Annotated in this window: 29 protein-coding genes; 11 read left to right on the forward strand and 18 right to left on the reverse strand. The window is 68.7% G+C overall.

Features of this window, described 5'->3' with window-relative positions; all coding sequences use genetic code 11:
- Nucleotides 1-8: 8 nt before the first annotated feature.
- The 7 genes from FZ983_RS14030 (at nt 9) to FZ983_RS14060 (ending at nt 5587) form a co-directional block, all read left to right on the forward strand.
- Nucleotides 9-1202: a proton-conducting transporter membrane subunit gene (locus FZ983_RS14030; protein WP_149224144.1), complete on the forward strand. Its 1194-nt coding sequence runs from the start codon at nt 9-11 to the stop codon at nt 1200-1202.
- Nucleotides 1199-1678 (forward strand): NADH-quinone oxidoreductase subunit NuoB, encoded by a 480-nt coding sequence (nuoB, locus tag FZ983_RS14035; protein ID WP_149224145.1) that lies wholly within the window; start codon nt 1199-1201, stop codon nt 1676-1678. Before FZ983_RS14030 ends, nuoB begins: the two co-directional genes overlap by 4 nt.
- Nucleotides 1675-2595, forward strand: coding sequence for a complex I subunit 1 family protein (locus FZ983_RS14040; protein WP_149224146.1), 921 nt, complete (start codon nt 1675-1677; stop codon nt 2593-2595). The genes nuoB and FZ983_RS14040 overlap by 4 nt, the downstream gene beginning before the upstream one ends.
- A gap of 13 nt (nt 2596-2608) precedes the next feature.
- Nucleotides 2609-3133 (forward strand): 4Fe-4S dicluster domain-containing protein, encoded by a 525-nt coding sequence (locus FZ983_RS14045; protein WP_149224147.1) that lies wholly within the window; start codon nt 2609-2611, stop codon nt 3131-3133.
- The gene (locus tag FZ983_RS14050) at nt 3123-3626 is read left to right on the forward strand and encodes an NADH-quinone oxidoreductase subunit C (protein WP_149224148.1); all 504 of its coding nucleotides are present in this window, start codon (nt 3123-3125) and stop codon (nt 3624-3626) included. The genes FZ983_RS14045 and FZ983_RS14050 overlap by 11 nt, the downstream gene beginning before the upstream one ends.
- A 12-nt stretch (nt 3627-3638) precedes the next feature.
- Complete coding sequence (locus FZ983_RS14055; protein ID WP_149224149.1) at nt 3639-4718, forward strand: nickel-dependent hydrogenase large subunit; 1080 nt, start codon at nt 3639-3641, stop codon at nt 4716-4718.
- Nucleotides 4719-4795: 77 nt separating this feature from the next.
- Complete coding sequence (locus FZ983_RS14060; protein ID WP_149224150.1) at nt 4796-5587, forward strand: SDR family NAD(P)-dependent oxidoreductase; 792 nt, start codon at nt 4796-4798, stop codon at nt 5585-5587.
- Nucleotides 5588-5614: 27 nt separating this feature from the next.
- Here FZ983_RS14060 and FZ983_RS14065 read toward each other — a convergent pair whose 3' ends face one another.
- The 3 genes from FZ983_RS14065 to FZ983_RS14075 all read right to left on the reverse strand — a co-directional run bounded on the left by FZ983_RS14065 (nt 5615) and on the right by FZ983_RS14075 (nt 7900).
- Nucleotides 5615-6076, reverse strand: coding sequence for a hypothetical protein (locus FZ983_RS14065; protein ID WP_149224151.1), 462 nt, complete (start codon nt 6074-6076; stop codon nt 5615-5617).
- A 143-nt stretch (nt 6077-6219) separates the two neighbouring features.
- Nucleotides 6220-6996, reverse strand: a complete 777-nt coding sequence (locus FZ983_RS14070) for a class I SAM-dependent methyltransferase (RefSeq protein WP_247883749.1) — start codon at nt 6994-6996, stop codon at nt 6220-6222.
- Nucleotides 6997-7027: 31 nt separating this feature from the next.
- Nucleotides 7028-7900 carry a MipA/OmpV family protein gene (locus FZ983_RS14075; protein WP_188092323.1) on the reverse strand — a complete coding sequence of 291 codons (873 nt, stop codon included), beginning with the start codon at nt 7898-7900 and terminating at the stop codon, nt 7028-7030.
- A gap of 427 nt (nt 7901-8327) precedes the next feature.
- On the opposite strand from FZ983_RS14075, the gene FZ983_RS14080 reads away from it, so the two are divergent.
- The 3 genes from FZ983_RS14080 to FZ983_RS14090 are packed head-to-tail and all read left to right on the forward strand — an operon-like array spanning nt 8328 to nt 11151.
- Nucleotides 8328-9638 (forward strand): NAD(P)/FAD-dependent oxidoreductase, encoded by a 1311-nt coding sequence (locus FZ983_RS14080; protein ID WP_149224153.1) that lies wholly within the window; start codon nt 8328-8330, stop codon nt 9636-9638.
- Nucleotides 9587-10369, forward strand: coding sequence for a lysophospholipid acyltransferase family protein (locus FZ983_RS14085; RefSeq protein ID WP_149224154.1), 783 nt, complete (start codon nt 9587-9589; stop codon nt 10367-10369). Before FZ983_RS14080 ends, FZ983_RS14085 begins: the two co-directional genes overlap by 52 nt.
- Nucleotides 10366-11151: a glycosyltransferase family 2 protein gene (locus tag FZ983_RS14090; RefSeq protein WP_247883750.1), complete on the forward strand. Its 786-nt coding sequence runs from the start codon at nt 10366-10368 to the stop codon at nt 11149-11151. Before FZ983_RS14085 ends, FZ983_RS14090 begins: the two co-directional genes overlap by 4 nt.
- On the opposite strand, the gene fabG is transcribed toward FZ983_RS14090, so the two are convergent.
- From fabG to ccoG, 15 genes are all read right to left on the reverse strand, one after another.
- On the reverse strand, nt 11132-11851 hold the full coding sequence (gene fabG, locus FZ983_RS14095; RefSeq protein ID WP_149224155.1) for a 3-oxoacyl-ACP reductase FabG: 720 nt from the start codon (nt 11849-11851) through the stop codon (nt 11132-11134). The genes FZ983_RS14090 and fabG overlap by 20 nt on opposite strands.
- Nucleotides 11848-12297 carry a hydroxymyristoyl-ACP dehydratase gene (locus FZ983_RS14100; RefSeq protein ID WP_149224156.1) on the reverse strand — a complete coding sequence of 150 codons (450 nt, stop codon included), beginning with the start codon at nt 12295-12297 and terminating at the stop codon, nt 11848-11850. Before FZ983_RS14100 ends, fabG begins: the two co-directional genes overlap by 4 nt.
- Nucleotides 12291-13100, reverse strand: a complete 810-nt coding sequence (locus FZ983_RS14105) for a beta-ketoacyl synthase chain length factor (protein ID WP_211102904.1) — start codon at nt 13098-13100, stop codon at nt 12291-12293. Before FZ983_RS14105 ends, FZ983_RS14100 begins: the two co-directional genes overlap by 7 nt.
- Nucleotides 13100-14293 carry a beta-ketoacyl-[acyl-carrier-protein] synthase family protein gene (locus FZ983_RS14110; protein WP_188092324.1) on the reverse strand — a complete coding sequence of 398 codons (1194 nt, stop codon included), beginning with the start codon at nt 14291-14293 and terminating at the stop codon, nt 13100-13102. Before FZ983_RS14110 ends, FZ983_RS14105 begins: the two co-directional genes overlap by 1 nt.
- A gap of 10 nt (nt 14294-14303) precedes the next feature.
- Complete coding sequence (locus FZ983_RS14115) at nt 14304-15113, reverse strand: class I SAM-dependent methyltransferase (protein WP_149224158.1); 810 nt, start codon at nt 15111-15113, stop codon at nt 14304-14306.
- A complete protein-coding gene (locus tag FZ983_RS14120; RefSeq protein ID WP_149224159.1) occupies nt 15106-15930 on the reverse strand; it encodes a polysaccharide deacetylase family protein in 825 nt (274 codons plus the stop codon). Before FZ983_RS14120 ends, FZ983_RS14115 begins: the two co-directional genes overlap by 8 nt.
- A complete protein-coding gene (locus FZ983_RS14125; protein ID WP_149224160.1) occupies nt 15923-18298 on the reverse strand; it encodes an MMPL family transporter in 2376 nt (791 codons plus the stop codon). Before FZ983_RS14125 ends, FZ983_RS14120 begins: the two co-directional genes overlap by 8 nt.
- Nucleotides 18295-18897, reverse strand: a complete 603-nt coding sequence (locus tag FZ983_RS14130; RefSeq protein WP_149224161.1) for a LolA-related protein — start codon at nt 18895-18897, stop codon at nt 18295-18297. Before FZ983_RS14130 ends, FZ983_RS14125 begins: the two co-directional genes overlap by 4 nt.
- Nucleotides 18881-19843 carry an acyl-CoA synthetase gene (locus tag FZ983_RS14135; protein WP_149224162.1) on the reverse strand — a complete coding sequence of 321 codons (963 nt, stop codon included), beginning with the start codon at nt 19841-19843 and terminating at the stop codon, nt 18881-18883. Before FZ983_RS14135 ends, FZ983_RS14130 begins: the two co-directional genes overlap by 17 nt.
- Nucleotides 19840-20148 carry a hypothetical protein gene (locus FZ983_RS34070; protein WP_188092325.1) on the reverse strand — a complete coding sequence of 103 codons (309 nt, stop codon included), beginning with the start codon at nt 20146-20148 and terminating at the stop codon, nt 19840-19842. The genes FZ983_RS14135 and FZ983_RS34070 overlap by 4 nt, the downstream gene beginning before the upstream one ends.
- A gap of 11 nt (nt 20149-20159) precedes the next feature.
- Nucleotides 20160-21524, reverse strand: coding sequence for an AMP-binding protein (locus FZ983_RS14140; protein WP_211102905.1), 1365 nt, complete (start codon nt 21522-21524; stop codon nt 20160-20162).
- Nucleotides 21525-21549: 25 nt separating this feature from the next.
- Entirely contained in the window at nt 21550-22215 is a 666-nt protein-coding gene (locus tag FZ983_RS14145) for a hypothetical protein (protein ID WP_149224163.1), read from the reverse strand.
- Nucleotides 22215-22472 carry a phosphopantetheine-binding protein gene (locus FZ983_RS14150; protein ID WP_211102919.1) on the reverse strand — a complete coding sequence of 86 codons (258 nt, stop codon included), beginning with the start codon at nt 22470-22472 and terminating at the stop codon, nt 22215-22217. The genes FZ983_RS14145 and FZ983_RS14150 overlap by 1 nt, the downstream gene beginning before the upstream one ends.
- A gap of 466 nt (nt 22473-22938) precedes the next feature.
- The gene (locus FZ983_RS14155; protein ID WP_149224165.1) at nt 22939-24417 is read right to left on the reverse strand and encodes a PLP-dependent aminotransferase family protein; all 1479 of its coding nucleotides are present in this window, start codon (nt 24415-24417) and stop codon (nt 22939-22941) included.
- A 60-nt stretch (nt 24418-24477) separates the two neighbouring features.
- Entirely contained in the window at nt 24478-25956 is a 1479-nt protein-coding gene (gene ccoG / locus FZ983_RS14160; protein WP_149224166.1) for a cytochrome c oxidase accessory protein CcoG, read from the reverse strand.
- 325 nt (nt 25957-26281) lie between these two features.
- Between ccoG and FZ983_RS14165 the strand changes: the two genes are divergently transcribed.
- Nucleotides 26282-26629, forward strand: coding sequence for a DUF1289 domain-containing protein (locus FZ983_RS14165; RefSeq protein WP_149224167.1), 348 nt, complete (start codon nt 26282-26284; stop codon nt 26627-26629).
- The last annotated feature ends 31 nt before the right edge of the window (nt 26630-26660 follow it).

Consider the following 26660-nt stretch of genomic DNA (forward strand, 5'->3'; position numbering starts at 1 on the left):
CATCCATCATGGATATGGTGCTGATCCCCCTCTTTCTGGCAATCGCGCTCGGCGTCGGCCTCTATGCCCGCGTGATCCCGCAGGGGAATGGCGGATGGTGGCGCTTCGCCGCCGCCGCCGTCGCCCTGGCGGTCGCCGCCCGGCTGGCCGGCCATGGCTGGGCCGCCATCCTGCTGGCCTCGGCCGCCGAGTTCCTGGCGGTGGGCATGGTGTGGAGCGGCGGGACCGCAGAGTCCCGCGCTGCCGCCCGCAAATATCTGACCGCGGTCGCTCTCGCCGCCCTGTGCGGCTGGACGGCCCTGGCGCTGATCCAGCTTGGCGCGGTGCGCCCGGCTGCGCCCTGGGACAGGCTGGCGGTGGCGTTGCTGCTGGTCAGCGTGGCGCTGAAGCTTGGTCTGGTGCCGGTCTATTTCTGGCTGCCGGCGGTGGCCCGTGCCTCCTCGGCGATGACGACGGCGCTGATCGTCGCGGTGGTCGATGTCGGTGCCTTCTGCGAGTTGCTGGCCCTGCGTGATGCGGCGCCGTGGATCTTCGTGGATTTCGCGCCGCTGTGGATCGGGCTGGCGGTGGTGTCGCTGCTGGGGGCGGCGCTGCTGGCGCTGGCCCAGCGCGAGCTGAAGCCGATGCTGGCCTTCTCCTCCATCGACGACATGGGTTATCTGCTGCTTGGGCTGGTGGCCGGCGGGGCGGACGGCATGGCCGGGGCGTGGTTCGGCATCCTCGGCCATGCGATGGGCAAGATCGTGCTGTTCGGCGCGGTCGGGGCGGCGGAGTGGCATCTCGGCCGGGCGGTGACGCTGGACGACCGCGGCCTGTCCACCCCGCTGCCGGTGGCGAGCGCCGCCTTCATGCTGGGGGCGCTGGGCTTCATCGGCATTCCGCCGACGCTGGGCTTCATCGGGCACTGGCGGCTCTATCTGGCGGGGGCGGAGCTTGGCGGGCCGCTGCTGCTGGCGGTGCTCTATGCGTCGTCTGCCATGGCGCTGCTCTGCTATGTCCGCGCCATCCACCGGGTGTGGCTGGGGCCGGTGGAGGCACCGGTCGCGGGACGGCCCCTGCCGCGTGCCGCAGCTTTGGTGCTGCTGTCCTTCGCCATCGCCCCGGTGCTGTTCGGGCTGGCCCCCAACGGGCTTCGTCCGGCCGCCGAGCCGCATCCCCATGTCGCCGAACTGCCAATTGAGCCGGCGGGAGGTGTGAAATGAACCTGATCGAACGGGTCATCGCGATCTCGCGCCGCCGGTCGCCCTGGATCTGCCGGTTGAATGCCGGATCCTGCAACGGCTGCGACATCGAGATCACGCCCCTGCTGAGTCCGCGCTACGACGCCGAACAGCTGGGGGTCGAACTGCACGGCACGCCCAAGCATGCGGACATCGTGCTGATCTCCGGCACGCTGACCCTGCGGTCGCGCGAGGCCATCCTCGACATCTACGCGCAGGTGCCCAATCCGAAGGCAGTGGTGGCGCTGGGATCCTGCCCGGCGTCGGGCAACGTCTTCGCCGGCAGTCCGCTGGTGCTGAGCGAGTCGCTGGACAGCGTCGTTCCGGTCGATGTCTGGGTGCCCGGCTGCCCGCCGCGGCCGCAGGCCATCCTGGACGGCATCGCCCGCGCCGCCAAGCTGCTGGAGGACGGCGCCACCAAAAGCCAGCTGGAGAGCCGGCGGGGGAGGCTGTCATGAACGCCGTCTGGTCTTCTCTGGGATCCTATCTGCTCGCCTTCGCCGTCTGGCCGGGACTGTTGCTCGCCGCCCCGCTGGGATGGCTGGAGCTGTGGTTCATGCGCAAGCTGGTGGCCCGTCTGCAGGGACGCCAGGGTCCGCCCTTCTTCCAGCCCTTCTTCGATTTCATGAAGCTGCTGGGCAAGGAGACGGTGATCCCCCGCGGCGTCAACCGCGGCATCTTCCTGGCCCTGCCGGTGGTGTCGGTGGCGGCGGTGACGGCGGCGCTCGCCATTGTGCCGCTGCCCGGCAACCCGGCGCCGTCACTGCCCGGCGACGTCGTGCTGCTGCTGTACCTGATGGAGGTGCCGATCCTGTGCGAGGTGCTGGCCGGCTATGTCAGCCGCTCAATCTACGGGCAGGTGGCGGCGATGCGCGAGGCGCTGCTGTCGCTGGCCTACAATCTTCCCTTCCTGGTCGCCATCATCGCCATGGCTCAGGAGGCCGGAAGCTTCCAGATGAGCACGCTGCAGGCCGCCCCCTATGGTCTTGTCCATCTGCTGGCGGCGGTGACCTTCCTGCTGGCGCTGCCGGCGCGGATGAAGCTGAACCCCTTTTCCATCGCCAACGCCGAGCATGAGATCGTCGCCGACAGCCACATCGAATACAGCGGCCCGCCGCTGGCCCTGTTCAAGCTGTCCCATGCCGTCGAGCTGGTTCTGCTGACCGAGCTGTTCGCCGTGGTCTTCATTCCGGCCACGCCCTGGCCCCTGGTCAACCTGCTGGTCTATCTGGCGGCGGGCGTCGCGGTGCTGGGCGGGGTGACGCTGCTGGCGACGGCAACGGCGCGGCTGCGGCTGACCCAGGCCTTCCGCTTCTACTGGGTCTGGGGCGGGCTGGCGTCGGCGGTCACCCTGGCCGCGACGCTGGTCCGTTGAGGGAGGATGCGCCATGGCCATGCTGAAAACCATCCTCGGCAACCTGCTGCGCCCCCCGCGCACACGGGATCCTGCCGACATGCCGGAGGTGCCGCCGGTCTACCGCGGCGCGCTGGCCCATGATGCCGCCCGCTGCACCGCCTGCGGCACCTGCGCCTTCGTCTGCGCGCCGAAGGCGATCACCTTCACCCAGGAGCCCGGCGTGTCGGTGTCCTGGCACTTCTTCATCGGCCAATGTTCCTTCTGCGGGCTGTGCGCGCAGAACTGCCCGACGCGGGCCATCAGCCTGCAGGCCGACGCGCCCGGTGCGACGAACAGTGCGGCCGGTGATGGGCTGCGGCTGGAAAGCGTCATCCGGCTGCAACCCTGCACCCGCTGCGGGGCCGCCCATGTGCCGCTGCCGGATGCGACCATCGAGGCGCTGTGGGGAGTGGAGGAGGCCGAGCGCGGCTATTGCCCGGAGTGCCGGCGCCGGGCGGCGAGCGAGAAGCTGCGCGCCGCCTTCGTTCCGGCGGAGGAGGCCCATCATGACCGCTGACCGAAACCGCAACCCCCGCCGGCTTGCCGAGGCGCTGCAGGCCATCCCCGGTGTCCGCACCGTCACCGAACGCAACGGCGCCCTGTGGGTGGATGCTCCGCTGCTGCAGGTGGAGGCGATGGCCGCCGCCATGGCGGACCTCGGCATCCGGCTCGGCACCGTCACCGCCATCCCGCATGCCGGGGACGCCGAATCGACGGTAATCTACCACTACATCGACGAGCATCGCGTCATCAACGTGAAGACCTGCACCCGCAACGGCGCGCTCGCCTCGCTGGCGCCGACCGTCCGCGCGGCGTCCTGGGCGGAACGGGAGATCCGCGACCTGTTCGCAGTGGAGTTCCCCGGCCATCCCAACCCGGTGCCGCTGATCCGGCCCGACGGCATCGACACGGCCACCCTGCGCGCGGCGATGTGCCGGCCGGCGGAGGTCGCGCGCAAGCCGGTGTCGCCGCTGGCCTCGCCCTCGGCCAACAATCCGGCCCGTTCCTAGGAGTTTCCGGCCATGCCCTACAGCTTTCCGCTCGGCCCCTATCACCCGGCGCTGGAGGAACCCTTCAAGGTCAAGGTCCAGTGCCGCGGCGAGGTCATCGACAGCGCCACCGTCGAGGTCGGATTCAGTTTCCGCGGCATCGAGCTGCTGGCGCAGAAGCGCAACTGGGTGGAGGTCATCACCCTGATCGAGCGTGTCTGCGGCATCTGTTCCAACACCCATGCCATGACCTTCTGCATGGCGGCGGAGACGATCGCCGGGATCGAGGTGCCCAAACGGGCCGCCCATATCCGCACCATTATCGCCGAGCTGGAGCGGCTGCATTCCCACCTGCTGTGGGCCGGGGTGGGGGCGGAGGACATCGGGTTCCATTCCCTGTTCATGGAGGTGTTCACCCTGCGCGAACTGGTGATGGACACGCTGGAGGCGATCAGCGGCAACCGGGTCAATTACGGCATGAACTGCATCGGTGGCGTCCACCGCGACATTCCCGATCCCAAGCGGCATCTGCCGGCGCTGGACACGCTGTCGAAGGGGCTGGCGGAGATCGTCATCCCGACCTTCACCGAGAACCCCACGGCGCTCACCCGCACCCGCGGCGTCGGCCGGCTGACGCGGGAGCAGGCGGTGGAATGGGCGGTGGTCGGGCCGGTCGCCCGCGCCTCCGGCCTGGACATCGACGTGCGCAAGGACCAGCCCTACCTGTCCTACGCCGATCTGGGGTTCGAAAGCGTCGTTCGGCCCGAGGGGGACGTGCTGGCCCGCGTGGTGGTGCGTGCGCTGGAGATGGTGGAGAGCATCCGCCTGATCCGCGAGGCGCTGCTGTCCCTGCCCGCCGGGCCTTTGCGGGCGACGCAGGGTGTGCCGGAAATTCCGTCCGGCGAGGCCACCATCCGCACCGAGGCGCCGCGTGGCGAAGCCTTCTACTATGTTGCGTCGGAAGGCGGGGCCACCCCGGCGCGGGTCAAGATCCGCACGCCGTCCTTCGTGAACATTCCGGCCATCGAGGCGATGGTGGTGGGGCAGCCGCTGGCCGACCTGTCGATCATCCAAGCTTCCGTGGACCCTTGCATCTCCTGTACCGACAGATAGCGGGGGAGGGATGCCGGAACCACCATTCCGGGGTGGCGGTTGATCGGGGTAACGCCATTCTTTGAAAGGGCAGTCCCATGGCTCGCGCCGCCAACACGCAACTCGCCGTCGTGACCGGAGCCTCCAGCGGCATCGGCCTCGAACTCGCCAAGCAATGCGCCTCCAATGGATTCGACCTCGTGATCGCCGCCGACGATTCCGCGATCGAACAGGCGGCGGGCGACCTGCGCAAGCTGGGGGCCGCGGTCGAGACGGTCCAGGCCGACCTCGCCACGCTGGAGGGGGTTGACCGGCTCTACGCCGCGCTGAAGGGCCGGACGGTCGACGCGCTGCTCGCCAATGCCGGGCACGGGCTGGGCCATGGCTTCCTCGACCAGGATTTCGCCGATGCCCGCCATGTCATCGACACCAACATCACCGGCACGCTCTATCTGATCCAGAAAATCGGCCGCGACATGCGCGCCCGCAACCAGGGGCGCATCCTGATCACCGGGTCCATTGCCGGTTTCATGCCCGGCAGCTTTCAGGCCGTCTACAACGGCACCAAGGCCTTCATCGACTCCTTCTCCTTCGCGCTGCGCGACGAGCTGAAGGACACCGACATCACCGTCACCTGCCTGATGCCCGGCCCGACCGATACGGAGTTCTTCGAGCGCGCCGACATGATGGACACCGCGGTCGGCCAGGGGAAGAAGGACGATCCGGCGATGGTGGCCAAGGTCGGCTTCGATGCGATGATGAAGGGTGAGGGCGACGTGGTTGCCGGTTGGAAGAACAAGCTGCAGACGGCGATGGCGACCGTCACCCCGTCCGGCATGCTGGCCAGCCAGCACCGCAAGATGGCGGAGCCGGGGTCGGGGAAGAATTGACGCCCCCGGCTCCGGCCCCGGCCGACATCAGGTATCGAGGCAACCGCCTCGTGGTGCCACGGTGATGCGGATCAACTCCGATCCGCCGCCGCCGAAGACGTTGCCGCCGGTGTAGGTCAGGCAGCCTTCGTTGCGGTAGATGACCTGCAGCCGCTGGGCGTCGTTGCCGAAATAGAAGGGGATCCAGCGCTTGCCGGTCTCGTGCCGGATCATGTTGTCCGGCGCGCCGATCAGGGTCGACACCTCTTCCATCGTCATGCCGATCTGCAGCTTGGCGAAGCGGCTGCCGGGGGCGGGGGTGCCGATCAGTTCGCCCTCATAGCGGCCGTCACGCGATTTCACCATCCTCCCGCCCGGCGTCGACGGCGCCGCAGACGCCGTCGCGGCGGTGCCGGTGCCGTCGGTGGTGGTCGACGCCTGCTGCTGGCCGGCGCAGCCGATCAGCAGCGCCAACGTCGACAATGCCGCCCAAGTCGCTTTTCCCGCCATGTCTGTCCCTGCCTGTTCTGTTCTGGTTGACTCCCTCTGCCCGCGACTATGGGTCCGATAACCGCAGGACGGCATCGGCAAAGGCGGATGAAGAACGCCAAAGAGGGGTAATATCAACAGGCAGTCCGTCCGCTTCCCTGCTTTCAGGCGACGGGATCGGACTGTCGGCGGCCGGTATAGTTCTTGAACAAGTCGTAATCGGTGTCGCAGCGGACCTGCCCCAGTCCAGCGGCGGCCATCGCGGTCGTGATGATCTCCGGTTCGACGCACTGGTCGATGGTTTCCCAGTAGTAGCGCATCAACGTACGGCCTTCTTCTCCGCCGCCGCTGAGGCGCGAGACCGCCGGCACCACCATGCCGAGATAGGCGTTCATCAGATGCCGGGTGACAGGGCGCTTGGGGCGGCCGATCTCCATCACCAGCACCGTACCGCCGGGGCGCAGCACGCGGCGGAACTCCCGGAAGGTAGCAGTCAGGTCGCCGACATGGCGAAGCGCGTAGCCCATGGTGATCAGGTCGACGCAGGAATCGGCGAGCGGCAGCGCGTCCGCCACGCCCTGGATCAGCGGGATGGGCAGACTGCGCCGCGCCTCCGCCAGCATCGCTTCACTGAGGTCCAGTCCGATGACGTCATCGGGACTGCCGCAGATCGCCACCGCCTCCCGCGCGACCAGTCCGGTGCCGATGGCGACGTCGAGCACCCGCATTCCCGGCCGCAGCCCCGCCCGGCGCAGGCATTGCGCCCGATACCAGGAGCCGGATCCGAGCGCGAAGATGGTGTTGATGCGGTCGTAATGGTGGGCGGTTTGGTTGAACAGCCCACGGACGAAGTGCTGCCGCTGCGCCTTGTCGTGATAGTAGGAATCCAGCACCGGATGCGGTTCGACGGTGCCGACGCGCGGGGAGGGTTCGGTCGGCACGGCGGTGTCTCCTTCGCGGTTGGCATAAGCGTCAGTCCAGGATGTCGCTCACCGCGCTGACCCGGCTGTCCGACCGGTAGAGCGAGAAAGTGAGGCCAGCCCCGACCGACAGGTTCACATTGCGCTTGTAGAGCGGGCTGTCGTCATTGGCCGCACCGGAGAACAGCTCTCCCCGCACCGCGCCGAAGGCGGAGATGCGGTCTGTCACCGGCATGACCAGGGAACTGTGCAGGCGCAGGCCCAAATAGCCGGCGCGGGCGTCGTAGGCGTCGCGTCCGGGGCGGGCATATTGCGGGTCCACCTGATAGAAATAATCCATCAGATGGCTGGACGCGAAGATCGGCCCCAGGCCGAGGCGGAACTGGTCGTCGGCGGATATCAGCCCGGCCTTGCTGTAGGCGATATCGGGCGCGAAGACGAGGCCGCGGTACTTGATGCGGCTGAAGTCGGTGGAAAAGACGCTGCGCACCGGCAGGGTCAGGTCGATCCGCTCGCGCTGGCCCCTGTCGCGGTGCAGGTTGATCTTCAGCGCCGGCCCAACCTCCCCCAGCAGGTCGATGTCCGGCATTCCCTGGCGCGCGCGGTTGTCGTCGGCGGAGGAGCCGAGCGCCCCTTCCAGGCTGACCTCGAAGGTCACGCGGTCGGAGCGGTAGAGCCGTCCCTGGATGCCGTTCCGGTCGGCGCGGAACACGTCGCCGCGATAGATGACGTAGGGCAGGGCGGCGGCCTGGACGTGGTTCTGGTCCGCTGCCGGATAGTCTGGGATGTAGCCGACACCGCCGCCGATGCCGACCTCGAACAGCGGCTTGCCGTTCTCAGTCCCCGGTTCCTGCGCAAGGGCCGGCCCCGATGCGCAGAGGATCGCCGGCAGGGCGTAGGCGGCAACGGCAAGCGTCGTTGTCAACACACGCACCATGCATCCCCGATCGAGTTCGCCGCCTTCAGGCCGTGCAGCATCTTGTAAGCGCCGCACACGGCAGGCAAGTAGCATCGCAACTCGCGAAATGGGTAACCAATCAAGCTAGTTGCACTTTCCCAAGTGCAATGGCGGAAATCCACCAGCAATGCATGGAGGTGGTGCAATCGATCCGTAATATCGCCGACGCGGCGTCTTCAAACAGAGGAAGCTGCTATCGGAAACGTGCGGATATATCATTTTGGTTATGCCCCGGATAAAGGGCATGTCGGGCTTTTGTCCCTGGAACGCCCGTGACGGGGTCTGATAAAAACAAGGACATGACCTCCTGGTCGCATTGCCGGAAACGGGTATCGGGAATCGAACAACCCAAAGCAGAACAACCGGGAGAGCGGCAAAGGCCGCAAAGGCGAAGATGTCGAACGGCTCCGATTACGATTGCGACGTTCTGGTGGTGGGTGGCGGTCCGGCCGGATCGACGGCGGCGGCTCTTCTGGCCGGCAAGGGTCATCGGGTGATTCTGCTGGAGAAGGACCACCACCCGCGTTTCCACATCGGTGAATCCCTGCTTCCCTGCAATCTGCCCCTGCTGGAGCGGCTAGGCGTGCTGGAGGAGGTGGAGCGGATCGGCATGCTGAAATATGGGGCGGAGTTCGTGTCGCCTTATCACGGCAAGGCCGTCACCTTCGACTTCGCCAATGCCTGGGACAAGACCAAGCCCTACGCCTTTCAGGTCCGCAGGTCGGAGTTCGACCAAATCCTGATCCGCAACGCCGCCGCCAAGGGTGCGACCGTCATCGAAGGCTGCAAGGTGACCGACGTCGATATCCGCGGGACGGAGGGCACCATCGCCACCGCCCGGCAGGACGACGGCACAATCCGCAGCCTGCGCACGCGCTTCCTGGTCGATGCGTCGGGCCGCGACACGCTGCTGGCCTCGCGCTTCGGCATCAAGCGGCGCAACGTCAAGCACAACAGCGCGGCGATGTTCGGCCATTTTACCGGCGCCAAGCGGCTGCCGGGCAAGGCCGAGGGCAACATCACCGTCTTCTGGTTCGACCATGGCTGGTTCTGGTTCATCCCGCTGGCGGACGGCACCACCAGCGTCGGCGCGGTCTGCTGGCCCTATTACTTCAAGACGCGCAAGACCGACCAGACCCGCTTCTTCCTGGACACGGTGGCGCTGTGCCCGGCGCTGGCGGAACGGCTGGAGGGGGCGGAACTGACCGGCCCGGTGACGGGAACCGGCAACTTCTCCTATCAGGCGGACCGTATGTCGGGGCCGGGATACGTCATGCTGGGCGACGCTTTCGCCTTCATCGACCCGGTCTTTTCCACCGGCGTCTACCTGGCGATGACCAGCGCCTTCGAAGGGGCCGAGGCGGTCGATGCCTGCCTGCGCGAACCGGCGCGGCAGGAACAGGTGCTGAAGCGCTTCGAGCAGACCGTCCGGCAGGGAATCGGCACCTTCTCCTGGTACATCTACCGGGTGACGACGCCGGCCCTGCGGAACCTGTTCATGGGGCCGCGCAACGTCTTCCGGGTGGAGGAGGCGCTGCTGTCGCTTCTGGCCGGCGACGTCTTCCGTCCGTCGCCGATCAAGGCCCGGCTGAAGATATTCAAGGCGATCTACTACATGAACGCCCTGCTGGACTTGAAAAGGAACTACATGGCATGGCGGAAACGGCGACAGAACGTGCGGACGCCCCTGGGCGACGCCGTCTGACCTTTGTCGGCGCGGTCCGGCAGGTCTGGGAGCATGTCCTGTTCTATGGCCTGCTGTTCCTGTTCGGGCTGATGTCGCTGGCCTGGAGCCTGACGGCGGCGCTGATCGGCCCGCTGCTGCCGCGCCGCATCGCCGGTCCGCTCGGCCGGCTGGCGATCAAGACCGGCTTTCGCCTCTATCTCGGCACGCTGCGGGCCTGCGGGGTGCTGAGGACGGATATGTCGGCATTGGACGGGTTGAAGGGCGACAGCGGATTGCTGATCTGCCCGAATCATCCGTCGATCCTGGATGCCGTGCTGCTGATCTCCCGGTTGCCAGATGTAGTGTGCATCGCCAAGGCCCCGGTCTACGACAATCTCTTCCTCGGGGGAGGTGCGCGGATGGCCGGATACATCCGCAACGACGCGCCCAATTCTCTGGTCAAGATGGCGGCGCAACGGGTGCGTGCCGGCCACCATCTGCTGATCTTCCCCGAAGGAACCCGCACCGAACGCGCGCCGGTCAACCCGCTGAAGGGCGGCTTCGCGCTGATCGCCAAGACGGCCGGGGCGCCGGTGCAGACCGTCTTCATCGACAGCAACACCAATTTCCTCGGCAAGGGCTGGCCGCTGTTCCGCAAGCCCGAGTTTCCGCTGGTCTACACCGTCCGTCTCGGCCGCCGGTTCGAACCGGTCACCGACGTGCGCGGCCTCGTCGCCGAACTGGAACACCACTACAGGTCTGAATTGTGATCACCGACGCGTCATCCACCCACCTTGTGCTAGTTCCCAGCTACAACACCGGCCCGAAACTGTTCGAGACGGTGCGGGCGGCGCGCCAACATTGGGCGCCGGTCTGGGTGGTGGTCGACGGCAGCACCGACGGGACGGTGGAGGAGCTTCGGGCCATGGCCGCCGACGACCCGCATCTGCGCGTGCTGGAACTGCCGGCGAACCGCGGCAAGGGAGCCGCGGTGCTGCATGGGCTGGAGGAGGCGGAGCGCTGCGGCTTCACCCATGCGCTGACCATGGATGCCGACGGCCAGCATCCGGCCGACCGCATTCCGCAATTCCAAGGCGTTTCGCAGGCCAATCCCAATGCCCTGGTGCTGGGCAAGCCGGTGTTCGACGCCGCCGCCCCGCGGCTGCGGGTGGGCGGGCGCAAGATCTCCAACTGGTGGGCCAATCTGGAAACTTTGTGGTGTGGGATCGGCGATTCGCTGTTCGGCTTCCGCGTCTATCCGATCAAGCCGCTTAGGGCGGTGATGCGGCGCAATCCCTGGATGCGTCGCTTCGACTTCGATCCGGAGGCGGCGGTGCGGCTGTGCTGGCTCGGCCTTCCGACCATCAACGTGGCGGCACCCGTCCGCTACTTCAAACCGGAGGAGGGCGGGGTTTCCCACTTCAACTATGTCCGGGACAACGCCCTGCTGACCTGGATGCACACGCGGCTGATGCTGGGCTTCATCGGCCGGCTGCCGATGCTGACGATCCGCCGGGTCCGTTCCCGCCCTCTCAGATCATCCCCCCGTTGATCGAGATGATCTGGCCGGAGATGTAGGCGGCGCGGTCGGACGCCAGGAAGGCGACGAGGTCGGCCACCTCCTCCGGCCGGCCGGCGCGCTTCATCGGCACCATCCGCTTGACCATGTCGGCGTCGAAGGCGGCGTCGGCCATGGGCGAGGCGATGATGCCCGGCGCCACCGCGTTGACGGTGATGCCGCGCGGCGCCAGCTCCAGCGCCAGCGACTTGGTCGCGCCATGCAGCCCGGCCTTGGCGGCGGCATAGTTGGTCTGGCCGCGGTTGCCGGCGATGGCCGCCACCGACGACACGGTGACGATGCGGCCCCAGCGCGTGCCGATCATCGGCATCAGCAGCGGTTGCGTCACGTTGAAGAAGCCGTTGAGCGAGACGTCCACCACGCGGCTCCACTGGTCCCGCCGCATGGCCGGCATCACGGCATCGTCATGGATGCCGGCATTGTTGACCAGGACCTGGATCGGGCCGGCGTCGAGCGCGCGCTCCAGCGCCGCGGCGGCCGCATCGGCGTCGGTGACGTCGAAGGCCAGCGGCTCCGCCGACCGGCCGGCCGCGGCGATCTCCGCCACCAGCGCCGCGGCCCGGTCGGCGGCGCCGTTCGCGTGGACCAGAACATGGCAACCATCCGCCGCCAGCGCCCGGCAGATCGCAGCCCCCAACGCCCCGCTGCCGCCGGTGACGAGTGCCCGTCTCATGCCGCCCCCAAATCCGCAATCCCGGCGTCGATCACCACCGCTGCCCGGCCGCTCAGCAATTCGCGGTCCGCCGCCGTGACGGAAAAGGCGTAGATCACGCGGCTGCCTTCGCCGGTCAGGTTCTCGACATCGATGATCAGGTCGTCCGCCACATCGTCCAGCCGTTCGACGTGGCAGGCGAGGTCGCGCAGGCTGGCGAGATATCCCGCGGCCGGGCGCGTTCCTCCCCCCGTCAACCCGCCATGCACCGCCATCGCCTGCGACGCGTATTCCACCCCGCACAGGACGGCTAGCCGCCCGGCATGGCGCAACGGATTATCCGGATCGCGGTGGCTGCGGGCGATGCAGCGGATGTGGGTCTCGTCCCAGGACAGCACGCCGTCAAGCAGGCACATGGTGCCGGCATGGGGAATGAGGGCCGCCAACGCCTCGCGCGTCATCAGCATGGAGAACCCACCCGGATCACCAACCGTCCGCCCGGCGGCAGATCCAGCACCACCGTCTCGTGGCCGCCGCCCGCACAGACGCGCGCCAGCGCCGACAGCAGCGGCAGTGCGCGGGCGGTCGGGTTGCCGGTCCGCAGCGCCTCCAACCCGATATCGGCCATGCGGGTGAGCGGCTCATCCCCCCGCGTGATGTCGATGTCCAGACAGGCGAGGCAGCGATCGGTCGGCTGCGGCGTCAGGACCAGAGCGGTGCCGAAGCTGCCGGCGATGGGGCGGACCCTGTTCAGCGGCTCCGGGTAGGGCATGTCGTAGGCGATCAGCCCGACGGTCCAGCCATCGGCGGCGACCTCCGCCGCTGCTTCCAGCAGGCCGGCCTGGAAGCTCTCGTCATGGGCCGACAGGCTGGTGGAGGGCTCGCGCGAGCGGGTGGCGATGCTCCAATAGCCCGCCGGCGCATTGTGGACGGAGTTGTGGAAGCGCGTCGGAGAGATCTCGCGCTCCTCCGTCGCCAGTGTGTCCAGGATCTGGTGCAGGGTGTCGGGATCGCCGCTGGAGGAGGCGAAGACGGTGGCGACGGTCGCGGGATCGCGGCCGGCCTGCTCCATCGCCTCCGCGCCCACCGCCATGGAGAGCTTCACGGTCGGCACGCTGCGCCGCCGCTCGGCCGGCGGCAGCAGCGGGCTGGCGCTCAGCACGGTCGGCGTCGCCACATAGGGGCTGTCGCCGGTGAGTATGGCGCGGGAATCCGCCCAGCCGGCCAAGCCGGGGCCGAGCAGGCCGATGCCCTCGACATGGACCTGCATCAGGCGGCCCACCCGAAAATCAGGCTGCTGTTGCTGCCGCCGAAGCCAAAGGAATTGGTCATCACGCGGTCCATCCGTCCGGTTTCGTTGGCCTGGAGGTAGCGGCTGCGCAGGGCGGGATCGAGATTGCGGGTCTGCGGGCTGCCGGGGATCAGCCCGGTGCGCAGCGCCAGAATGCTGACGATCGCCTCGACGATGCCGGCGGCGCCCAGCGTGTGGCCGGTGTAGCCCTTGGTCGAGCTGACGGGGGTGCGGGTGCCGAGCAGTTCCGTGATGGCACGGTCCTCCGCCGCGTCGCCATAGGTGGTCGCGGTGCCGTGCAGGTTGACGTAGTCGATGTCCCGAGGCTGCAGGCCGGCATCGGCCAGCGCCCGCTCCATCGCCAGCCGCGCGCCCAGCCCTTCCGGGTGCGGGGTGGACATGTGGTGTGCGTCGTTGCTTTCGCCGGCCCCCAGCAGATGGACGCTTCCCAGCGCTGGTCTGGACGCCACACGCTCCAGCAGGGCGAAGCCGGCGCCTTCACCCAGCGAGACGCCGCTGCGCTGCGCGTCGAACGGTCGGCAGGGGGTGGGGGAGACCAGCTCCAGCGAGTGGAAACCATAGAGCGTGGTCAGGCACAGGCTGTCGGCCCCGCCGACCACCGCCGCGTCGCACATGCCTGCCGCGATCATGCGGGCGGCATTGGCGAAGACCTTCGACGTGGTCGCACAGGCCGACGAGACGACGAAGGCCGGTCCCTCCAGCCCCAGGCGGCGGCGGACGAAATCGGCGAGCGAGCCGGTGCTGTGGGTGGTGGCGAAGCTGAAGTCGGCGGGGAGGGCGCCGGTTCGCGGATCGCGCGCCCGGAAGGCCAATTCTGCCGACAGGATGCCGGAGGTGCTGGTGCCGAGGAAGACGCCGACCCTGTGCGCGCCGTAGCGGTCCCGTGCCGCAGCCACCGCTTCGGCGAAACCGTCCTGTCGCAACGCCATGTCGGCCAGCCGGTTGTTGCGGCACTCATAGCCGGCAAGCTCGGCCGGCAGGCGCACATCGTCCAGCCCCTCCACCTCGCCGATGTGCGTGTCGAGCATGACCGTTTCAAAACTGCAAGGCTTCAGGCCGCCACGACCGTTGCGCAGAGCATCGAGGGTGGCATCCTGCCCAGCTCCGATGCTACTGACGATGCTCATATGGCTTACGGCAAGTGGATGCACGATGATTTTCTTATGAATGTTGGACGGGTCTATAGTCTGTCTGCGGTTTCATTGTCCGTTGAATGCTAGCACCGGCAATTTCATGCGAGGAAGGACAAAAATGGACTGGATCGCTGCTTCGGCGGGCTATGAACAAGGTGTTGGCGAAGGGCGTGCCCTGGCTCATCGGCAGGGCGGTGGCTGTCAGGCCCAGCCCGTTCAACAGCAATAGCCAGTCAGCCGAAGGGCGGTAGGTCAGTCTCTGCCGCCATTGGCCGCGTGCGGCGCAGGCCGCCTGCTCGGCCCAGCGGGTGATTTGGAATGGCAGGCCCCCACTGGGATCCGCCTCCCGCAGTAGCAGAACGCCGCCCGGAGCCAGCGCGTCGGCGCAGCGGGCCAACACCGCCGCCTGCTCCACCGGCTTCAGATAGAGCAGGACGTCGAGGATGACGATGGCGTCGCTGGGCCGCAGCTCGACCTTTCGGATGTCGCCTTGGCTGACGGCATCCGCGCCCAGAGCCGTCCGGGCGATTCGGACTCGTCTGGGCGACAGTTCCACCCCCTGGGTGGCGAGGTCGGTGGGCGGGGCCGGCCAGTCCGCCGGCCAGTCGCCGGAGGCGTGCCGCTCGGCCGCGGCGCGCAGCAGCGCCGTCAGCACACCCTGCCCGCAGCCCAGGTCGAGCAACCGCCCGCGGGTGGGAAGCAGCGGCCGGCTCAGCAGGTGGCGGAAGACGGGGTCGCCGGCGAGCTTGCCCTTGGCGAAATGCCAGGCGTAGCGGCCGCAGGGGCGGTATGGTCGGGCGGCGGCGGTCACCAGTTCCCGGAAGACGGCCTCAGACATCGGGCACTCCATCGGGGGCCACCCCCTCCAGCGATACGGCCGTCAGTCCACGGGCGCCCAGCCTATCGAGCAGGCGCGGCAGCACCGTCAGAACCACCGGTCGTCCATCGCTGTCGCGGGCGGCGGAGCCGTCATGCAGCATCAGCAGGTCGCCGGGGCCGAGTCCGCGGAGCAGGCGCCGCTCCACCGCCGCCGGATCGCGCCGCACCGCATCAAAGCCACGCCGGGTCCAGGTCGCCAGACGCAGGCCGAACCCCGCGAGGACGGGGTCGAGCAGGGGGTTGCGCAATCCCGCCGGCGGCTTGAAGAAGCGTGGCGGGCGGCCGGCGAGAGCGGTGAGGATCGTTTGCGCCTCTCCCACCTCGCGGCGGATCGCGCGGATACCCATGGCGGCGAAGCGGTGGGAATGGTGCCAGCTGTGGTTTTCCACCGTGTGGCCGCGGCGGACGATGGCTTCGACCAGGGCGGGGTGGCGGGCGGCACGATCGGCGATGCAGAAGAAGCTGGCACGGGCGCCAGCGCGGTCGAGCAGGTCGAGGACGGCAGACGTCACCTCCGGATCGGGGCCGTCATCGAAGCAAAGGCCGACCTGCCCCAGCCGGGCGTTGGCGTCAGGCAGGCGGCGCAGGTTGGGGCCGAGCAGGCTGCTGCGCGGCCAAAGCCCGATGGCGCCCAGCAGGGCGTGGTTGCCCGCCACCGCTCCCAATGCCCAGGGCCACAACGCCGGAGCCGCCGCGACGCCCGCCGCGGCAGCGACATGCAGAAGGGCGGATGCCCGCAGCAAGGGGGCCGGGCGCCAGCGCATCGGATCAGGCATGCCCCTTGACCTCCCGTACTGTGGAGGCGTCCTGCCGGCTCAGCACCGCGGCGAAGGCGAGGCTAAGGAAGGCGCCGATGGCGACGGTCGTGCCGATGCCGTGCAGAACGGGAATGCCGGAAAAGGCCAGCGTGCCGAAGCCGATGACGGTGCAGAGATTGGCGATGGCGACCGACGCGACCGTGCGCTCGCGCAAGGCGGCGGACGGTTCCGGCCGCTCGAACAGCAGCGAGTAGTTGGACCCCACCCCGACCACCAGAAGCAGCCCCACCAGATGGAAGATCGACAGCGCCTGTCCCAGCGCCGTCAGCAGCGCCATGGTGACGACCACCGCCGCCGCCAGCGGCATCACCGCCACCACCAGCGACCGCAGGGAGCGGAGCGTCACGGCCAGCAGCAGTGTGATGGCGGCCGCTCCCAGCACCGCCAGCGTCAGTGCCTCCTGCCGGTAGCTGCGGTATAGCTGGTCGGATTCCTCCTTCAGGTTCAACAGGACGGCCCCCCGCGCCTCCTCTTCGCCAGACATCCGGGCGGCAACGGCCTGTGGGTCGGTCACGCCGCGCAAAGGAAGCATGGCGGTCCAGCCGTCCCCATTGCGGACCAGCAGGGAGTCGAGCTTCAGTTTCAGGCTGGTGCCTTCCAGGCTGGCCGGGGTCAGCAGCGGCATGGTCCTGGCCCTTTCCGCATCGGCCAGGAAGGGGGCGAAGGCATCGGGGCGGAAGGGCAGGCCCTGCAGAGCCTCGTTCAGCGCCGCGCTCAGGGTGTCGGGCGGTGGCAGGGCGGCTTGGCGCGCGCGCTGGGTCGCCTGGCTCGGCAGCGTCAGGGCGGGGGAGTCGTAGCCGGCGATTATGCGATCGCGGACCAGCGCCTCCAGCGGAGCGGCCAGCCGTTCGGCGGCGGCCAAGGCCTCGTCCGCCGTGGCGGCGCCGGTGACCAGCAGATGGCCGGCATCGGGCGCGCCGAGATCGCGGCGCAGCGCCTCGTCCAGCGTCTGGTCGGCCTCCGCGATGGGGCTCAGGCTCGACAGCTCCGCCGACCAGACGGCCGGTCCCTGGTGGACCAGCCATGCCAGCGACAGCAACGTCGCGGCGGCCAGCGGCAGGCGCAAGGCCGGAGCCGCACCGGCCAGGGCGGTCAGCAGCGGTGCCAGCCGTGCCGGCCGCTCCGTCGAATAGCCCTCCGGCAGCAGGGTCGGCAGCACCCAGCGGGTGACGGCCAGCGCCACCAGCAGCCCGGTGATGGAGAAGAGGCCGAGCTGCGCCAACCCGCTGAAGCTGGAGACCAGCATCGCCCCGAAACCAACGATGGAGGTCGCGACCCCCAGCAGAAGCGTCGGCCAGATGCGCAGCAGAGTTCGCCGTGCCGGGCTGCCCGGTTGGGTCTGGGTGAAGAGATAGATGGCGTAATCGACGCTCTCTCCCAGCAGGGTGACGCCGAAGCCCAGCGTGATGCCGTGCACGGTGCCGAAGCCCAGCCCGACCGCCGCCACGCCGGCCAGCGCGCCGGTCGCTGCCGGTAGCAGCGACAGCGCCAGAACGCGCAAGGACCGGTAGACCAGCAGCAGGACCCCGGCCACCAGCAGCGTCGCGGTGATGGAGGCGCGGGTCGCGTCCGCTTCGATCCGGTCGCGGGTCTGGACGGAGAAGACCGCAGTCCCGGTCATCACCAGCCGCGCGGCGCCGTCCGCCCCCCGGACCTGATCGAAGGCGCCGCGAATGAGATCCAGCGTCTTCTGTTGGGCGTCGAGGTCGAAGCCGGGGGCGGTGGTCTGCACCAGCAGCAGCGCCCGCGCCCCATCTGCCGAAACCCATACCCCGTCACGGCTGGCCGGGCCTCTGGTGCCGTCCAGCATCCGGTCGGTCAGGCGCAGGATTTCGGCGGTGGGATCTGCCGGCAAGGCCTGTTTCAGGAACATCCCCGCCGGCGATTGCAGAAGGCGCAGATCGTTCTGCAAGGCTTGCCGCAGCCCGTCGGCGGTGAAGCGGTCCGGCGTGACGGCGGGGCTCAGCAGATAGCGGTTGGTCCAAAGATAGGCACCGTCGGCGCCGCGTCCGGTCCGCTCGCCATTTTCCACCGCCGCGACCAGCGGGTTGCCGCGCAGCCGGGCGGCGAGGTCGCGGCTGACCCCGGTCACCCGGTCCGGGGCACCGCCCTCGATGGCCACGAGGATCAGGCGGGAGACGACGCCGTCGCGCAGCTGGTCGACCAGCAGCTGCTGGGTCGGCGAGGGCGAGCGGGGCAGGAAGGCGGAGAGGTCGGCGGTGACGGGAGTCCGCGCCACCAGCAGGCCGCAGGCGATCAGCCCGGCCAGCCACAGCGCGACACCCCATCCGGCCCCCCATCCGCCCCGCCGCACCGTACCGGTCATGCGGGGTCCGGCTGGATGGTCATGACGGAGCGATCGCCGTCGGCCTGGAGAATCTCGATCCGGCGGATCACCGCCTCCCGGCCGGCAATGACGATGCGCTGCACGGTTGCGCGCGCCTCTTCCGCCCGCGGGGTCAGCTGCATGCGCCAGTCCTGCGGTGTGCCTTCCAGCACAACCTCGTAGAAGCGCATGATGGCGGGAACGTCGCCGCGCAGGGTCGCGCGGATGCTCTCCACGTAGGTCTGGATCTCCGGCACCGAGGATACCGACAGCGTGCGCGACGCCCCGTCGGCCTGGGTCAAAGTCAGTTGGTCGCCCTCCAGCCGCAGGCTTTCCGCTTGGGGCTGCAGGGTGCGCTTTTCCAGGAAATCCGGCCGCCGGTAGGTCAGCGTGCCGCTGCTCTCCATCGGGGCGTTCAGCAGGCTGACCTCGCGCGTCTCGACGAAGCGGGCATTGGAACTGCCGACCTCGGCGAAGCGGGCGAACAGGGCCTCCAGACCCCAGGGTTCCGCCGCCATGACCGGCATGGCGGTGGCCAGCAGGACCGCGGCCAGACCTGCGAAGATCAGGCGCCGGCCCGGTCTATTTCCAGAAATCATAGAAATTGAACCAGTTGTAGGGATGGGAGCGGGCGTAATGCTCCAGCCGGTCGGCGAAGCGGCCGGCGGCCCAACGCACCAGACCCGGACGGTCCTGCACCGGCACATCGGAGAAGTCGGCGATCCGCTCGAAATGGACGTCGTAGTGGCGACCGCCCTGGTAGATCCCGACCATCAGCACCACCGGTCGCTTCAGCATCGCCGCCAGCTGGAACGGACCCAGGGCGAAGCCGGCCGGCTGGCCCAGGAAGGGCAGGCGGACCTCCTCCTCCCCGTCCAGGGTGCGGTCGGCCAGCATGCCGACAAAATGGCCCTGGTCCAGCCGTTCGCGCACGCGCAGCATGGAATCCGGCCGGCCCAGCCCGATCACCTCCATCGACAGCAGCGGGTTGATGGCGTTGAGCACCGAATTGATCTTGCGCGCGTTCTCCTCGTACATCACCAGACTGACGCGCAGATCCTTCTGGCGGTGGCCCAGCATGCGGATCGCTTCGAAGCTGCCCATATGGGCGCCGAGCAGCAGGCAACCCTCCCCCCGCTCCATCAGGTCGATGACGATGTCCTCGCCATGGACGCGGATGTCGAAATCGTCGGACTGGTCATTCAGGAAGAAGACGCGGTCGAGCAGGCAGGCGGCGAAGACATGGTAGTGGCGGAACAGGTCGCGGAAGCCGGGGGCCCGTCCCAGCGCCTTGGACAGGAACAGCGCCGAGGCCACGCGGGGCTTGCGCGAGAACAGCACGAAGTAGAGGCAGATCGGGTAGAGCAGCAGTCTCGCCGCCCGCCGGCCGAGCCGCAGGGCGACCCAGACGATGAACTTGATCGCCGTTGTCGTGCTGCGCTCCGGCCGGTTCATCCACTCCTTGCGGCGGCGGCGTGGCGGCGGCGGGGCGATGGGGGAGGCCGCGGCGTCCGCTGCTGGCTTCGCGCGCAGGGGAAGCTTCATGAGGTCACGCTGCCCGTCATCACGCTGCCGGTCATGACGGGGCGGCCGTCGACGCTGCCGGTGAAGGCGATGCCGCCGGATGGCGCCGCCTGCCATTCGACCAGCATCCGGTCGCCCGGCCGCACCGGGTACAGGAACTTGGCCGAGCGCAGCCGGCAGGGGCCGGGCCGGCACCCCTCCGCCGCCGCGATGGCGGTCAAGGCGGTGTCGAGCAGCACGGCCCCCGGAATGATCGGATTGCCGGGGAAATGCCCGGCGGCGGTGGGATGGTCGGCGGGGAACCCGATGTCGGTCTGTCGAGGCACGGCGGCGGCACCTAGTCGCGTTGGGGGATGTCGAGCATCCGCAGCAACGCTTCCCGCGGCAGCTTGCCGGTCGGGTTGCGCGGCAGGTCGTCGACGAAGCGCAGCGGACGCGGCAGGAAGATGGGGTCGATCCGCTCGCGCAAGGAGGCCAGCAGCGTCTCGGCGTTCAGACCCGGCGCAACCACCAGGGCCGCGAGGCGGGTGGTCCCGCGCTCCCCCTCATTCGGCATGAAGAAGACGCCGTCCTTCACCCCGTCCACCGAGTTCAGATGGTGGTTGAGGAAGGCCAGCGAGCTGCGCTTTCCCGCGATATTGACCTGATCGGCGGAGCGACCGTGCAGGATGAAGCGGGTGTCGCTCTTCAGCTCGATCACGTCGGCCAGCAGGGTCTCGCCGTCCAGGAAGTCACCCGACGCCCATGTTCCCTGTTCGTCCTGGCGCAGGCGGATGCCGTCGATGCACAGCCAGTCCGCCGTGGCGCTGGTGCGGCGCACGGCGACCTGACCGGTTTCCGAACAGCCGTAGATCTCGTGCAGCGGCGCGCCCAGCTTCGCCTCCGCGTCGATGGCCAGCTGGGGTGCGAGCGGGGCGGTGGCGCAGAGGATCAGGTCGAGCGGCGGCAGGGGGGTGCCGTCGGCGAGCAGGGCCTGGAGATGGACCGGCGTGGTCACCAGGATGCGGCGGCCGGGGAAGTTGCCGAGGCAGGCGGCGATGTCGGCCGGGAACAGCGGGCGGCCGGCATGGAGGACCAGCCCATGCTGCAGGGCCAGCAGGGCGACCGATTCCAGCCCGTACATGTGCTGGTGCGGCACGGTTCCGACCAGACCGGCGGAGCCCAGTCCTGCGATATCGAGAGCGGTTCCGGCCCCGTGGACGCTGCGCACCAGCGTTCCCCAGCTCTTGACCTGCGGCATCGGCCGGCCGGTGGAGCCGGAGGTGAAGGCGATGGCGGCGACCTGATCGGTCGGGAAGGCGAGATCGTCGCCGAAGGGCAATGCGGCGGCGGACAGGCGGTCGAGCCCGCCCGGCGGCAGCGCTTCGATGCAGGCCATGCCGGGATAGCCGGCCCCGGCATCGGTCAGGCAGACGAGACCGGGGTAGCTTTCCTCCAGCTGGCGCAGGGTGGCCGGCGTGTCGTTGGGCGGCAGCAGGCTGACCTGACGGCGCAGCAGGGCGGCACCCAGCCCGACGACGAAGCCCAGCCGGTCGCCGCACAGGTTCAGCACGAAGCCGCCGTCGGGCAGGCGGCGGGCCAGATCGCGCACCGCGGCGAGATAGCCCCGCACCGTCACCGGCCGGCCGTCGTGCCAGGCGAACAGGTCGTCGGGACTGCCGTGCCGGATCAGGGGCAGGCGGGTGGTGGACAGCATCGTCATGGCAGGACCGTCGTCGTTCTGGCCTTCATGGATTTGGCCGCTCCGAGAAGACGCGGACGACATCCGCGATGGAGCCGTGGGAGTGGTTGCGGAATTTCCGCAGCCGATAGGCGTATTCGGCCAGAAACATCGCCGCCACCAGCGGCAGGTCCAGCACGTTGATGAAGAACGACCAGACCGTGTCGGGGGCGAGGCGGAACAGGAGGGCCGACATCGCCAGCTGTCCGGCGAAGAACAGGCACCAGGCGATGGTGACGCGGCGGGTGTAGACCAGCATCTCGTCGGTCAAGGTCCCACGGATGCGCCGCGCGATCCAGGTGATCAGCGGTTCCCGCCCGGCCAGCAGGGTGCGGCCGAACAGGACCAGCAGGCCGACATAGATGGTGGCGTGGCTGACCGCAGAGGCCGCCAGCAGTCCGTCGCGGGCGGAGCGCCAGGACAGGCCGATCAGGGCGGCGGCGGCGGCCAGCGCCACCCAGCGGTATTGGGGAGCGGCACGGCTGACCGCCACGCCGGTCACCGTGGCCTGGACCAGCGCAAGCGCCATGGCGGTGTCGGCATCCAGGTCGGCGACGATGGCGCCATGGACCAGCAGGGGGTAGAGGGCGAACAGCGACAGGCCGGCGCCGACCGCGAGCGCGCTTCTGGCACCTCTGCCGCCTCCCCGGGCCTGGGCCGCGACATCCGGCATCAGGCGGCTTTGAGCTGTTGAATGTGGTCGTTCAGTGTGCGCAGCGAGGAGAAGATCCTGGTGTTGTTCTCGTCATCCGCCCGCAGCTTCACCCCGTAGGTCTTGGAGACGGCGAGCGCCACTTCCAGAATGTCGATCGAATCGAGCCCCAGCCCTTCGCCGTACAGGGCGGCGTCCGGGTCGATGTCCTCCGGGGTGGTTTCAAGCGTCAGGGTATTCACGATCAGCGTCGCCAGATCGAGTTCAGCGGGAGACATGGTCTTCAAGTCACTCATTATGCCTCGCTAAAGCAACGCCTGTGACTTGCGAGATATTCTACCCCTTTCGATATAATCCGATGGTGTAGAAAACCGTATTCGAGTCCCAGGATTCGCAATTTCAGGAGTCACGATAGCCACGCACCCGAAGCGATGCCATCATTATTTCGGAGTGATCAATTTGTTTTGTTAAAGATTGATTTTCTTTGCAGCGATGTGTCTCGGGGGCGCTCGGCAGGGTTGCCGATGGCGGGGCCGGGTGAACATTTGAAACACCGTGGAACGGTTTTCCGCCCTCTGTTCACTGTTCCATCCGGCGCCACGGCAGCATGGGCAAAGCCATGGCGACGGGTCCGGAGGAAGGCCGGGGCACGGACTGGGCTGGGACGGACAGGGTTGTGGAGATGACGCCAAAGTCTAACGGCGGGCGACGCCGCTGACCACTGAAAGCTTCAAACAGTGGCTTTCAGATAACGATGCCCGCAAGGGCCGGGCTCTGCTCCAACGTGTCGGCCAGGATTTCCAGCATGTGGCGGCAATCCGCGCGGGTCACCGGGGCGCCAAGGCAGATGCGCAGGGCTTCCGGGGCGGGGCCTGCGGTGAGAAAGGTGTCGCTGACGGCGGCGGCGATGCCGCGGCTGCGCAGATGGGCGGCGAACTCCCCGCGCGTCCAGGCCGGCGGCAGGCGGAGCCACAGGTGGAAGGCCTCCGGATGGGCGGTCATCGCGGAGGACGGCAGCAGGTCGCGCGCCATGCGCTGGCGGACCGTCGCCTCGGCCCGGATGGCGGCGAGAAGCGCATCGGCGGTGCCGTCGCCGATCCATTGCGTGGCGACCGCGGCGGGGATCGGCGGGGTGCCGAGCATGGTCGCCCGCTGGGCGGCGGCCAGCCGCATCGCCTGACGGGCATCCGGTGCCGCGACATAGGTGATGCGCAGGCCCGGCGCCACGCATTTCGCCAGACCGGTGACATGGAAGGTAAGGTCCGGCGCCAGCGTCGCGATGGGCGGCGGCGCATCCTGCGGCAGCACGCCGTAGATGTCGTCCTCGATGACCGGGATGCCGTGGTCGCGGGCGATGGCGGCGATGGCCGCGCGCCGGTGCGCCGGCAGGGTCGCCGTCGTCGGATTGTGCAGGGTAGGGGTGCAGTAGAGCGCCTTCGGCGCATGGGCCTCGACGGCGGCGCGCAGGGCGTCGGGATCGAGCCCGTCGCCGTCCATCGCCACCCCGACCACCCGCAGCCCCAACTGCCCGGCGATGGCCTTGAAACCGGGATAGGTCAGCGCCTCCGTACAGACGGTGTCGCCGGGGCGGGCGAGCATGCTGAGCAGGGCCAGCAGGGCGCTTTGCGTGCCGGGGCAGACGACGATCCGGCCGGCGTCGGCAGTGCCCAGCCGCCGCGACAGCCAGTGCGCGCCGGCCCTGCGGTCCTCCTCCAAGCCGCCGGCCGCCGTGGCGGTGTCGGGATAGCGCAGCAGCGATTGCGGGTCGATCCGCAGCATCGCCTGGGCCAGACCCTGGCGCACGCGGTCCAGCAAATCCGGCGCGTCGGGCAGGGGCGGCTGGTTCATCGTCATGTCGATGATCGCCGCTGCCTCCCGCCGGACAGTGGTGGGTGGCGGGACGTTCAGCGCGAGGCTGGTCTGCACGCTGATAAAAGTGCCCTGGCCGACGCGGGCGTCGAGAAGCCCCCGGCGGCGCGCCTCGCCATAGGCCCGGCTGACCGTGGTCAGGTCCAGCCCCAGCCGGTCGGCCAGCGCGCGCTGCGGCGGCATCCGGTGCCCCGCCGCCAGACGGCCGCTGCGGACATCGTCGGCGATGGCATCGGCGATGGCGAGATAGACCGGCTTGCTGCGGTTCGCCAGATCGGGCTGCCAGATGCCGGAGCCGGACTGCTCCGCCGGATCGGAGGCTTCGGCTGTACGGGCCGGGATATCGGATTGCATGGACTGTCCTGACCGTTTCCTTGGCCCGCACCCTGCGGCGTTGTTCGCATTATATGCGGGTTATGGGGCGAGGAACACGCTGTCGTGGCGGACCGGCTCGCCGGCAGGCTCAGGCGTCAGCGTGAAGGCGAGCGGAGTGGAGGCGCCGGCCAAGGCCGACTGCGGTACGCGGACCTGAATGCGGTAGGTCTCCACCGCGTTGCCGCGGGCCGACAGCGCCAGTTCGCCGGCCTCTCCGCTTTCGCCGGACAGGGCGAGGCTGGCCTGCGGCAGGCCGGACAGGGTCAGGCGGTAGTGACGGTCTTCCAGCGACATGTTCGCGATCTTGATGGTGTAGGCGTTCTGGATGCGCCCGTCGCTGAGCGTCACGAACAGCGGCGCCCGGTCGCGCAGCACGGCGATGTCGTTGCTGGGTTTCAGCGCCAGGGCGATGGCCATCGCGCCGCCGACCACCACCAGCATCAGGCCGTAGACGATGGTGCGCGGCCGCAGCAGGCGGTAACGCGGCGGCGGTGCCGTCGTGGCCTTCGCGGCTTGTGCGGTGAGGGTGTCGAAACGGATCAGGTCACCGGGGCGGCCGATACGCGCCATCACGTCGTTGCAGGCGTCGACGCACAGGCCGCAGCCGATGCATTCCATCTGGATGCCGTCGCGGATGTCGATGCCGGTCGGGCAGACCTGGACGCATTGGCCGCAATCGATGCAGTCGCCGAAACCCTTTTGGGCGCGGGTGTCCCACCCCTCGCTCTTGCGCAGCGGCGCGCGGCCCTCGCCGCGCCAGTCCTGATAGGTAACCACCAGGCTGTCCTCGTCCAGCATGGCGGCCTGGATGCGCGGCCAGGGGCAGACGTAGAAGCACATCTGTTCACGCATGAAGCCGGCCATCAGATAGGTGCAGCCGGCCATGAACAGGACGGAACCGGCGGCGAGCGCCGGGGCGTCGAAGCGCAGCAGATCGACCGCCAGCGTCGGCGCATCGGTCAGGTAGGCGATGCTGAGGAAGCCGGTGACGGCGGATATCGCCAGCCACGCCGCATGCTTGACCGCCTTCTTCGCCAGCCAGCGCGCGGTCCAGGGCTGCTTGTCCAGCCGGATGCGGTCGGTGCGGTCGCCCTCCACCCGCCGTTCCACCCAGACGAACAGGTCGGTCCACACCGTCTGCGGGCAGGTGAAGCCGCACCAGACCCGGCCGCCCAGCGCCGTCGCCAGGAACAGGCCAATGGCGGCGATGATCATCACCCCGGTGATGTAATAGACATGCTGCGGCCACAGCTGGAGCGCGAAGATGTAGAAGCGCTGGCTTCCGAGATCGAACAGCACCGCCTGATCGGGGACGCCCGGCCCGCGATCCCAGCGCAGGAAGGGCAGCAGGGCGAACAGCGCCAGCAGCACCGCGCCGAGCCAGGTCTTCACCCGCCGGTATCGCCCGCGCACCGCCTTGGGATGGATCTTGCGGTGGGAGGCGTAGTCAGACTGCGGTTCTTGCGTGGCGGGAGAGCGGTTGGGGCGGCGGGTGATGGTCGGCGCATCGCTGGACATGGGGCACCTGGAACGAAGGAACCGTCAAGCCGCCGCGTTCCGACAAGGCGTATGGAGCGGCGGCATCTCGGCGATGGGAGTTGTATGGATCATTGACCGGATTGCTTCAAGCGGGTTACCGGCATTCTGTGCGCTGGAATGGGCATCTGCGTTGGTTTGTCGCACCGGATGCGGGCGGCACCGTCTGAAGAACCCATACAATATCCAATGACCTGAGGCTGTACAGCCTCATTGCATGGATGGATGGGGTGCTTGCCGGGCCATTGCCGAACAAGCAATCCGATACACATAGTGCTCGGAGGGAAGCGATCATGCGACAGGCGCAATGAGCATCATCAAGTTCAAGTTGGGCGGCAGGAAGTCCAAGGACGGCGCGGCGGGCAAGGACACCAGAAATCCCTGCATCGGGCTCTGCCGCTTCGGCGGGCAGGGGGCCTGCCTGGGCTGTCACCGCACCAAGGCCGAGGTGAAGGGCTGGAAACGGCTGAGCGATGCCGCCAAGGCGGCGATAAACGAGCGGATCAGGCAGGGAATGCAGGCCGTGTCGGCGACGGCGGCGGACGGCAAGCCGTCGCGCAAGCGCCTGCGCAAGCTCGACCGGAAGATCGGCAAGCTGGAAGCGAAGCTGGCCGCCCTGCGGGCCGAGCGCGACACCATGGCGGGGCCGGGCTGAGGATGCGCTTAGGGGGCGCCGTGACGCTGCC

This window comes from Azospirillum sp. B21, assembly GCF_008364825.1.
Lineage (GTDB): Bacteria > Pseudomonadota > Alphaproteobacteria > Azospirillales > Azospirillaceae > Azospirillum.

Bases quoted from the DNA above. Each gene is read 5' to 3' on its own strand.
- FZ983_RS14120 (WP_149224159.1), bottom strand. From the start codon at position 15,930: ATGCCTGATCCGATGCGCTGGCGCCCGGCCCCCTTGCTGCGGGCATCC.
- FZ983_RS14050 (WP_149224148.1), top strand. From the start codon at position 3,123: ATGACCGCTGACCGAAACCGCAACCCCCGCCGGCTTGCCGAGGCGCTG.
- FZ983_RS14040 (WP_149224146.1), top strand. From the start codon at position 1,675: ATGAACGCCGTCTGGTCTTCTCTGGGATCCTATCTGCTCGCCTTCGCC.
- FZ983_RS14140 (WP_211102905.1), bottom strand. From the start codon at position 21,524: ATGACGATGCTGTCCACCACCCGCCTGCCCCTGATCCGGCACGGCAGT.
- FZ983_RS14145 (WP_149224163.1), bottom strand. From the start codon at position 22,215: ATGCCGGATGTCGCGGCCCAGGCCCGGGGAGGCGGCAGAGGTGCCAGA.
- FZ983_RS14125 (WP_149224160.1), bottom strand. From the start codon at position 18,298: ATGACCGGTACGGTGCGGCGGGGCGGATGGGGGGCCGGATGGGGTGTC.
- FZ983_RS14085 (WP_149224154.1), top strand. From the start codon at position 9,587: ATGGCGGAAACGGCGACAGAACGTGCGGACGCCCCTGGGCGACGCCGT.
- FZ983_RS14030 (WP_149224144.1), top strand. From the start codon at position 9: ATGGATATGGTGCTGATCCCCCTCTTTCTGGCAATCGCGCTCGGCGTC.
- fabG (WP_149224155.1), bottom strand. From the start codon at position 11,851: ATGAGACGGGCACTCGTCACCGGCGGCAGCGGGGCGTTGGGGGCTGCG.
- FZ983_RS14105 (WP_211102904.1), bottom strand. From the start codon at position 13,100: ATGCAGGTCCATGTCGAGGGCATCGGCCTGCTCGGCCCCGGCTTGGCC.
- FZ983_RS14165 (WP_149224167.1), top strand. From the start codon at position 26,282: ATGAGCATCATCAAGTTCAAGTTGGGCGGCAGGAAGTCCAAGGACGGC.
- FZ983_RS14045 (WP_149224147.1), top strand. From the start codon at position 2,609: ATGGCCATGCTGAAAACCATCCTCGGCAACCTGCTGCGCCCCCCGCGC.
- FZ983_RS14155 (WP_149224165.1), bottom strand. From the start codon at position 24,417: ATGCAATCCGATATCCCGGCCCGTACAGCCGAAGCCTCCGATCCGGCG.
- FZ983_RS14060 (WP_149224150.1), top strand. From the start codon at position 4,796: ATGGCTCGCGCCGCCAACACGCAACTCGCCGTCGTGACCGGAGCCTCC.
- FZ983_RS14150 (WP_211102919.1), bottom strand. From the start codon at position 22,472: ATGTCTCCCGCTGAACTCGATCTGGCGACGCTGATCGTGAATACCCTG.
- FZ983_RS14100 (WP_149224156.1), bottom strand. From the start codon at position 12,297: ATGCTGATGACGCGCGAGGCGTTGGCGGCCCTCATTCCCCATGCCGGC.
- FZ983_RS14080 (WP_149224153.1), top strand. From the start codon at position 8,328: ATGTCGAACGGCTCCGATTACGATTGCGACGTTCTGGTGGTGGGTGGC.
- nuoB (WP_149224145.1), top strand. From the start codon at position 1,199: ATGAACCTGATCGAACGGGTCATCGCGATCTCGCGCCGCCGGTCGCCC.
- ccoG (WP_149224166.1), bottom strand. From the start codon at position 25,956: ATGTCCAGCGATGCGCCGACCATCACCCGCCGCCCCAACCGCTCTCCC.
- FZ983_RS14055 (WP_149224149.1), top strand. From the start codon at position 3,639: ATGCCCTACAGCTTTCCGCTCGGCCCCTATCACCCGGCGCTGGAGGAA.
- FZ983_RS14115 (WP_149224158.1), bottom strand. From the start codon at position 15,113: ATGTCTGAGGCCGTCTTCCGGGAACTGGTGACCGCCGCCGCCCGACCA.
- FZ983_RS14130 (WP_149224161.1), bottom strand. From the start codon at position 18,897: ATGATTTCTGGAAATAGACCGGGCCGGCGCCTGATCTTCGCAGGTCTG.
- FZ983_RS14135 (WP_149224162.1), bottom strand. From the start codon at position 19,843: ATGAAGCTTCCCCTGCGCGCGAAGCCAGCAGCGGACGCCGCGGCCTCC.
- FZ983_RS14065 (WP_149224151.1), bottom strand. From the start codon at position 6,076: ATGGCGGGAAAAGCGACTTGGGCGGCATTGTCGACGTTGGCGCTGCTG.